We start from the raw sequence: 6,748 nt of genomic DNA, 5'->3' as shown, positions 1-6,748 counted from the left end.
TGTTTGGAGACAGCCAGTTTACCAGCACCCTGTCTGTCAACTTCCACTTCCCCAAGATCCCGCGAAGAACCTTTTTTGTTGTCCAGTCCGGATGGGGCTACCAGATGTAGCCCACCCCGAAGCCTGCATAGAGTTCTCCCTGATGCTGGACGATGGGGCTGTCCGCAATGTCGTCGTCGTAGCGCTCGTAGTTGATGCCAAAGCCGCCAATCCAGTTGGCGCTGAAGCGATAGCTGCCGATGAGGGAGACCATGGGGGAGAGGGTGGTGCCCGTGTTCCACGCCGGCCTGTCCGCCCTCGCTTCGTCTTGCGAGACACAGCCGAAGTAGTAGTTGGCGAGGTTGTGGCTGCGCAGCATCACGCCGGCTCCCGGCATCAGCAGCAGGGGGCCGCGGATGATGGGGAAGTTGGCCCACAGCATCAGCTCCTGACCGTTGCTGGTACCGGTCACATCCGTGGTGGCCCGCACGCTCCAGAGGGCGTAGGGAGTGATGAGATCGGCCCCAACACCGGCCTCGAACTGCCCCTTGCGCTTCTCCATGCCATGGAGGAAGGGATCGTCGTCCGGGTCCAGGTTGCCAAAGCGCATCCGGCCGAAGGCATAGGTCGAGAGGTTGCCATCCCGGCTCAGGTAGTAGCGGGCCCGATCCCCCAGATACATCAGGTTGTCACCAAAATAGAGGGCCCCCGGGATGGGCATCAGGGTATCGTCCTGGTGCTGGTAACGGGCCTGACCGCCGATGACGGCCCCGCCCAGCACCAGCCCCTTGGGAATGGGGCTGTCAGGGCTGTCGCTGGAGAAGGCGCTGAGGGCCCCGATATCGAGGTCTGCCCGGACGGGAGAACAGAACAGCAGTGCCAGAAAGGCACCCAGAGAGGCATGGCGCAGGGCAGGGACTGGGGACATGACAGATCCTTGTCGGTGGGTGGGCGTGGGAACGAATCAGACCGGCGTAGCAAGTCAAACGGATGTCGGTTTTCAATTAAACCCGACAAGGCAAGCATGAGCCAGCGTCACGGAGGTGCTGCTAGTGGCCGGTATCTGGAAGGGGCGAGACCCGGCCTCGCCCCTTGCCAGGGTCAGGGGGCGGGGCGGGGGAGATCTTCCCGCTTGGGCCAGGCATTGAGCACCGCTTTGACCAGGGTGGCGAGGGGAATGGCGAAGAAGACGCCCCAAAAGCCCCACAGACCGCCAAACACCAGCACGGCGATGATGATGGCCACCGGGTGCAGGTTGACCGCCTCGGAGAAGAGCAGGGGGACCAGCAGGTTGCCGTCGAGGGCCTGGATCACGAAATAGGCCACCATCAGCCAGGCGAAGTCGGGGGTCAGCCCCCACTGGAACAGGGCCACCATGGCCACCGGCACGGTCACCGCGGCGGCACCGATATAGGGGATGAGCACGGAGAAGCCCACCGCGACCGCCAGCAGGGCGGAGTAGCGCAATCCCATCAGGGCGAAGGGCACATAGGTGGCGATGCCGACGATGACGATCTCGATCACCTTGCCGCGGATGTAGTTGATGATCTGGTCGTTCATCTCCACCCAGACCCGGTTCACCAGGGTGCGGTTGCGGGGCAGGAAGCGGCGCAGGCCTCCCATCAGCACCTGTTTGTCCTTGAGCATGAAGAAGACCATCAGGGGCACCAGGATGGCGTAGATGAGGATGGCCACCACGTTGATGAGGGAGCTCAAAGAGGCGCTCACCAGTTGTTCGCCGCCGGTCAGGATGCGCTGGCGAATGTTGTCGATGATGGTTTCCACCAGGCTGACGTCGATGATCTCGGGGTATTTTTCCGGCAGGGTGCGGACATAGTCCTGGGCATGGGCCAGCATGGCGGGGGCCTCCTTGGCCAGGTTGACCCCCTGGCTCACCAGCGTCGGGATGAGGCCCAGCAGCATCAGGGTCGTCACCGTGATGAACAACAGCAGGACCAGGCTGGTAGCGACGGTGCGAGAAAGGCCGCCTCGTTGCAGGCGACTCACCGGCCACTCCAGCAGATAGGCCATCACCAGGGCCACCAGCAGCGGTGCCAGCAGATCCCCAAACAGCCAGAGCACGGCAAAGCAGAAGACCAGCAGCAGGAAGAGGGTGACGGCATCGGGGTCGGAAAAACGGGTCTGATACCAGCGCTTCAATACATCTAACATCGAGGCTTCCTTGAATGGCGGCTCACGGGGTGGGTGGCATGGGCTCGGGGGCGAGCAGGGCGTCCCGAGGGGGACGGGCAACGACGAGCAGCAGGGAGAGGCGGGCAGCTGACTCTTCCCGGGTCTGGACATGGTGACCCTGACGGCGCAGATAGGCGGGAATGTCCTGCCGGGAGCCTGCATCCCCGAGCTGGATGCACACGGATTGACCGGGCCGGGCCTGGCGCAACCAGAGCTTGAGCCGGATGAGGGGCTCGGGACAACGCCAAGGGGTCAGGTCGAGCTGTTCCATGAGAACTCCATCTCGTGCGTGGCGGTCATTATGGCCGTGATGAGAGGATGAAACAACGCTTGTGGGCCTTGAATGGCAAGGGTATTCTGCCGATGCCCGCTGGGGTCTGATTGGAGATAGAGATAACGTGGCACGTTTTTCCCCCCTGATAGCATCGCTTCCCCTGTTGGTCACCCTGATGGGGGCGACCTTCCACGCCCAGGGGAGCAACCAGTTGCCCGACATCGGTACCGCCGGGGTCGCCGCACTGCCCATCGAGCAGGAGGTGCGCTATGGCAACGCCTTCATGCGTTTTGCCCGGGCGGGCCTGCCCATCATCGATGACCCCGTGCTCAACGAATACATCGACGATCTGGGCCAGCGGCTGCTGACCAATGCCGACGGGGTGCGCTTCCCGTTCACCTTCTTCCTCATCAACGATCCCAGCATCAACGCGGCGGCCTTCCTCGGTGGCCGGGTCAAGGTGCACACCGGCCTCTTCCTTTACGCCGAGAGCGAGAGCGAGCTGGCCTCGGTACTGGCCCACGAAATCACCCACGTGACCCAGCGTCACATCGCCCGTTACATGGAGGCACAGGCGAGCAGCTCCGCCATGACCCTGGCCGGCCTGGTGGGCTCCATTGCACTCGCGGTGATCAACCCCACCGCTGGCATCGCGGCCTTGCAGACCACGCTTGGTTTGTCGATGCAGTCGGCCATCAACTACACCCGGGACAACGAATACGAGGCGGATCGCATCGGCATGAAGACGCTGTATGACGCCGGGTTCGATCCCATGGGCATGGCCAACTTCTTCCAGAAGCTGGCGGCGGAGTACCGCTATGCCAGCAAGCCGCCGGAGATGCTGCTGACTCACCCCCTGCCGGAGACCCGGATCAGCGAAGCCCGTGCCCGGGCCGGGAGCTATGGCGCGCGCGCCCTGCCGCCGAGCCTGGACTTCTGGCTGGCCAAGGTGCGCATCCAGGTGCGCTATGGCACCGAGACGCCCCAGGCGCTGCTCACCTACTTCGACAGCCGCCTGCAGAAGGGGGATTACCCCCTCAAGGATGCCGCCATCTATGGCAAGGCGCTGGCCCTGTTGCAGCTCAAGCGCACCGACGAGGCCGACACCCTGATGCAGGAGCTGGCGACTCGTCACCCGGAGGATCTCTTCGTGGTGGATGCCCTGACCGACATCGATCTCGCCAAGGGGCGCAGCGCCCAGGCCATCGCCAGACTGGAGCGCTTCCGCACCCGGATGCCGGACAACGAGGTGGTGGTGGTGAACCTCGGCAACGCCTATCTGGAGGGGGGCAACTACAAGAAGTCCATCGCCATCCTGGACCCTTATGCCCGGGAGCACGACGAGAACAGCCTGGCCTGGAGCCTGCTGTCGGACGCCTACCGCAAGGCGGGCAGAATGACGGACCTGCACATGGCGCGGGCTGAGACCCTCTCCCTGCGCGGGGACTACCAGGCGGCCATCGACGAACTGATCGTGGCCCGGGGCACCACCAGCGACAAGCTGACCCTGGCCCGCATCGAGGCGCGCATCACCCAGCTGGAGCGGGCCAAGAAGGATCTGGACAGCCTCAAGGGCTGAGTCCGGAGCGGGTTGATGGCAGGCGGGGTGCTCCTTTGGGGGCACCCCGCCTTGTTTTGCAGGCTAAAATAGGGCCTTTCATCGGTTTCAACGCATCTTGATGATGAAGACATGAATGTGATGGATGGCTCTGCTATTGGGCGCTCGCTAGGCGGCGTTTTATCTCGCCTATCTTCTGCTCGTCCAGCTCCCCCACCAGGGTCTCCAGCAGCGTGCCCCTGGCATCGAGCAGATAGCTGGTGGGCAGCGCCCCGGGCCTTGGGAACGGGAGGCGGGCGTCGTCATCCGGGATCATCAGGGGAACCCTGATGGCGTGGCGCCGTGCCAGCTCGGTCAGTTCGGTGGGGGAGGCGGGGTCATAGTTGATGGCGATCACCCGGATCTGGCCTTCCTGGTGCAATGTTGCCAGCAGGGGCATCTCCCGCAGGCAGGGGGCGCACCAGGGAGCGAAGTAGTTGACCAGCAGCGGTTTGCCACCGAGATCCGCGAGGCTGACCTTCTTTCCCGCGCCGTCGGTGAAGTCGGGTGCCGGGCTGCAGGCCCCCAGCAGGGTTGCCACAATCAGCCAACAGATCCGTTTCATTTCCATAGCCTTCCTGCTTACCCTGACCATCCGTTTCCCCTACAATAGCGCCATTTCTTGTCCCATCTTGCGATTAATCAGGGAGTTATCATGAGCGAGACCCAAATCTACCACAATCCGCGCTGCTCCAAGAGCCGTGAAACCCTGGCCTTGCTGGAACAGCACGGGGTCGCCCCCGAGGTGGTGCTCTATCTGGAGCAGGCCCCGAGCGAGGCACAGATCCGTACCCTCCTGAGTCAGCTTGGCTTCACGGATCCCCGACAGCTGATGCGCACCAAGGAAGATCTCTACAAGGAGCTGGGGCTCGGCGAGGTGAGCGGCGATGATCTCATTCGTGCCATGCACCAGCACCCCAAGCTCATCGAGCGCCCCATCGTCATCAAGAACGGGCAGGCCCGCATCGGTCGTCCGCCCGAGCAGGTGCTGGAGATCCTCAAGTGAGTATCCGCTTCGCTCGCCTGCTGACCCTGGCCGGTTTTTTCGGCCTGCTGGCCTGGGTGCTGCTCTGGCACCTCTGGCTCTCGCCCCACCCCGACCTCAATCCCTGGCTGTTGCCGGTGATCTGGACGGTGCCGCTGCTCTTCCCCCTCAAGGGCATAGTGCAGGGCAATCCCTACACCCACGCCTGGGGCAACTTCGTGCTGATGCCCTACTTCCTGCACGCCCTGACCCTGATCACCACGGATGAGGGGGAGCGGTGGCTGGCGGTGGTGGAGCTGGTGCTCACCACCCTGGCGTTTGTGGGCACCATCTATTATGCCCGCCTGCGCGGCCGCGAGCTGGGGCTGAGTATCCGCAAGAAGAAAGATTGAGCGCCTCCCTGTCCGCCTGCTGGCGGGCAGGGAATGTGTCTGAAACCGACGCAAGCCAGCGAATGGCATCTGGCGGTATCGCCCCGAAGTGGCTTGCTTATCTCCTTGATTAATTTATGGATATTGATCGCTGATTGGCAGGGAAGCGCCTCTGTTGACAGATCTGCCACCTGGCTTGCCAGCCTCAGTCAGCCCCTGTTATGCAAAAAGGGGTATGCTTGTGTTTTCAACAGACTCGAGTGATCCATATGACAATCCTGCGTTCCCCTCTGTTGCACAAGACCCTGCTGGCCCTGACCGTCTCCCTCTCCGTCAGCTCCCTCGCCGATGCCTGTACCCGCGCCGTCTATCAGGGGGAGGGAGCGCTGGTGGTGACCGGTCGTACCATGGACTGGCGCAGCGCCATGCCGACCAATCTCTGGGCGCTGCCCCGTGGCATCGCGCGGGAAGGGGAGGCTGGTGCGCACTCCATGACGTGGACGTCGCGCTACGGCTCCGTGGTGGCGGCAGGCTTCGATGCAGGCACTGCCGACGGCATGAACGAGAAGGGGCTGGTGGCCAACCTGCTCTATCTGACCGAGTCCGAGTATGTGACCCCGAGCGACAAGGATCCGCGCAAGACTCTCTCCATCTCGCTCTGGGCCCAGTACGCGCTGGACAACTTCGCCACCGTGGCCGAGGCGGTCGCCGCCCTGTCGAAGGACGAGTTCTATGTGGTGACCACCCTGACCCCGGATGGCAAGCCGGGCCAGCTGCACCTCTCCCTCTCCGATGCGAGCGGCGATTCCGCCATCTTCCAGTATGTGGGGGGCAAGCTGCAGATCTACCACGACCGCCGCTATCAGGTGATGACCAACTCGCCGACCTTTGACAAGCAACTGGCCCTCAACGACTACTGGGAGGAGATTGGCGGTCTCACCATGCTGCCCGGCACCAACCGCTCGGCGGACCGTTTTGCCCGCGCCTCCTTCTACATCAAGACCCTGCCAAAGACCGACCAGGCCAACGAGGCAGTGGCCGGGGTGATGAGCGTGATGCGCAATGTCTCGGTACCCATGGGGATCAGCACCCCGGATCAGCCCAACATCTCCACCACCCTGTGGCGCAGCGTGGCGGATCAGCAGCATCGCTGCTACTTCTTCGAGCTGACCCATCTGCCCAACACCTTCTGGGTGAGCATGGACAAACTGGATCTCGCCGCGGGGGCCCCGGTGCGCAAGTTGCCCCTGACCGAGCAGCAGCTCTATGCGGGGGAGACGGCGGAGAAATTCGTCCCGGCCAAGGCGTTTCGCTTCCTGCCGGCCAGCCCCAAGGCCTGAGCATTCCCC

General features: G+C 63.3%; 8 protein-coding genes. 4 read left to right on the top strand and 4 right to left on the bottom strand.

Going from position 1 to position 6,748, the window contains the following annotated elements; genetic code table 11:
- Positions 1-97: 97 nt before the first annotated feature.
- From PG887_RS09150 to PG887_RS09140, 3 genes are all read right to left on the bottom strand, one after another.
- Entirely contained in the window at positions 98-907 is an 810-nt protein-coding gene (locus PG887_RS09150) for a MipA/OmpV family protein (RefSeq protein ID WP_270821540.1), read from the bottom strand.
- Positions 908-1,080: 173 nt separating this feature from the next.
- Positions 1,081-2,151 carry an AI-2E family transporter gene (locus PG887_RS09145; RefSeq protein WP_029314318.1) on the bottom strand — a complete coding sequence of 357 codons (1,071 nt, stop codon included), beginning with the start codon at positions 2,149-2,151 and terminating at the stop codon, positions 1,081-1,083.
- A gap of 22 nt (positions 2,152-2,173) precedes the next feature.
- Positions 2,174-2,443 (bottom strand): sulfurtransferase TusA family protein, encoded by a 270-nt coding sequence (locus tag PG887_RS09140; RefSeq protein ID WP_042880621.1) that lies wholly within the window; start codon positions 2,441-2,443, stop codon positions 2,174-2,176.
- 127 nt (positions 2,444-2,570) lie between these two features.
- Between PG887_RS09140 and PG887_RS09135 the strand changes: the two genes are divergently transcribed.
- Entirely contained in the window at positions 2,571-4,025 is a 1,455-nt protein-coding gene (locus PG887_RS09135) for a beta-barrel assembly-enhancing protease (protein ID WP_223918331.1), read from the top strand.
- Between the two features lie 133 nt (positions 4,026-4,158).
- Here the strand turns inward: PG887_RS09135 and PG887_RS09130 are convergent, their stop codons facing one another.
- Positions 4,159-4,638 (bottom strand): TlpA family protein disulfide reductase, encoded by a 480-nt coding sequence (locus PG887_RS09130; RefSeq protein ID WP_111897012.1) that lies wholly within the window; start codon positions 4,636-4,638, stop codon positions 4,159-4,161.
- A 60-nt stretch (positions 4,639-4,698) separates the two neighbouring features.
- Here PG887_RS09130 and arsC point away from each other — a divergent pair, with 60 nt between their 5' ends.
- The 3 genes from arsC to PG887_RS09115 all read left to right on the top strand — a co-directional run bounded on the left by arsC (position 4,699) and on the right by PG887_RS09115 (position 6,739).
- On the top strand, positions 4,699-5,049 hold the full coding sequence (gene arsC / locus PG887_RS09125) for an arsenate reductase (glutaredoxin) (RefSeq protein ID WP_010674260.1): 351 nt from the start codon (positions 4,699-4,701) through the stop codon (positions 5,047-5,049).
- Complete coding sequence (locus PG887_RS09120) at positions 5,046-5,420, top strand: DUF2069 domain-containing protein (RefSeq protein WP_270821538.1); 375 nt, start codon at positions 5,046-5,048, stop codon at positions 5,418-5,420. Before arsC ends, PG887_RS09120 begins: the two co-directional genes overlap by 4 nt.
- A 248-nt stretch (positions 5,421-5,668) precedes the next feature.
- Entirely contained in the window at positions 5,669-6,739 is a 1,071-nt protein-coding gene (locus PG887_RS09115; protein WP_270821537.1) for a linear amide C-N hydrolase, read from the top strand.
- Positions 6,740-6,748: the final 9 nt, after the last annotated feature.

The sequence above is a fragment of the Aeromonas sp. QDB14 genome (assembly GCF_027707845.1).
Classification (GTDB): domain Bacteria; phylum Pseudomonadota; class Gammaproteobacteria; order Enterobacterales; family Aeromonadaceae; genus Aeromonas; species Aeromonas caviae.
Note: the sequence above shows the minus strand (reverse complement) of the source record. Positions and strands in the feature narration are given on the sequence as shown.